The following is a 1226-nucleotide window of genomic DNA, read 5'->3' as shown; positions in this document are numbered from 1 at the left end:
GTGTTCCGCGGCGAGCTGGAATCCTGGAGAGATAAATTTAACACCTTCTATACCCTGGACCGTGACAAGATCGACGATTGGAACGTAGGGTTTGTAACCGAATATGTATCCAAGGTTCCCTTTGGCGATTTTGGAGACAATTACGAAGTGGTAATCGTTGGACCGCCGCCAATGATGAAATTCACCGGCATGGAAGCTGCCAAATGCGGTGTGCCGGATGAGAAAATCTGGGTGTCCTTCGAGAGAAAGATGTCCTGCGCCATCGGAAAATGCGGACATTGCCGGATCGATGAGGTCTATGTCTGTCTGGACGGCCCCGTTTTCAACTACACACAGGCGAAATACTTAGTGGACTAGGGAAGGAGTGTTAAGAGAATGAATCATGATATAGATATTAAAAAGACACGGATCAACTGTTTCCGCCAATCCAAGGTACCCGGGGAGTTCATGCTGCAGATGCGTGTACCCGGCGCAGTTATTGATGCCAAGTATCTGAAAGTTGTTATGGATATCGCGGAGAAATGGGGAAATGGTACCTTCCATCTGGGAACCCGCCAGACCCTGAACGCCCCCGGGATCAAATACGAGAACATTCCGGCGGTAAACGCTTATATTAAAGATTATATCCACGACGTTGACCAGGAGCTGTGCGGCTGCGAGATGGAGGCGGATGAGACCGGTTATCCCACCATCGGCGCCCGTAATGTCATGGCATGTATCGGTAATTCCCACTGTATCAAGGGGAACTGCAACAGCACGGAACTGGCCCGCAAGATCGAAAAACTGGTATTCCCGTCCCATTACCACATCAAAGTGGCTGTGGCGGGCTGCCCGAATGACTGTGTGAAAGCCAACTTCAATGATTTCGGTATAATGGGAATCTACAAGATGGATTACAATTATGACAGATGTATCGGCTGCGGCGCCTGTGTGGATGCCTGCGAGCATCACGCTACCGGCGTGCTGAGCCTGAACAAAGACAACAAAGTAGATAAGGATACCTGCTGCTGCGTGGGCTGTGCGGAATGTGTTCTGGCATGTCCGACCAGCGCCTGGACCAGGAACCCGAAGAAGCTCTACCGGGTAACCCTGGGCGGCCGTACCGGCAAGCAGAATCCCCGTGCCGGGAAGCTGTTCCTGAACTGGGTGACGGAAGATGTGCTGCTGGGCATGTTCGCCAACTGGCAGAAATTCTCCGCCTGGGCTCTGGATTACAAACCGGAATA

Annotated in this window: 2 protein-coding genes; both read left to right on the top strand. The window is 51.8% G+C overall.

The features are described from left to right. Positions 1 to 357: iron-sulfur cluster-binding protein (locus tag ABC831_RS26330; protein ID WP_484840530.1), on the top strand; the 357-nt coding region annotated here is incomplete at its 5' end. Between the two features lie 18 nt (positions 358 to 375). After that, positions 376 to 1226: sulfite reductase subunit C (gene asrC / locus ABC831_RS26325; RefSeq protein WP_343251046.1), on the top strand; the 851-nt coding region annotated here is incomplete at its 3' end.

The organism is Diplocloster hominis (assembly GCF_032380655.1).
GTDB classification, from domain to species: domain Bacteria; phylum Bacillota; class Clostridia; order Lachnospirales; family Lachnospiraceae; genus Diplocloster; species Diplocloster hominis.
The sequence above is the reverse complement of the archived record's forward strand: the minus strand, read 5'-3'. Positions and strand labels throughout refer to the sequence as shown.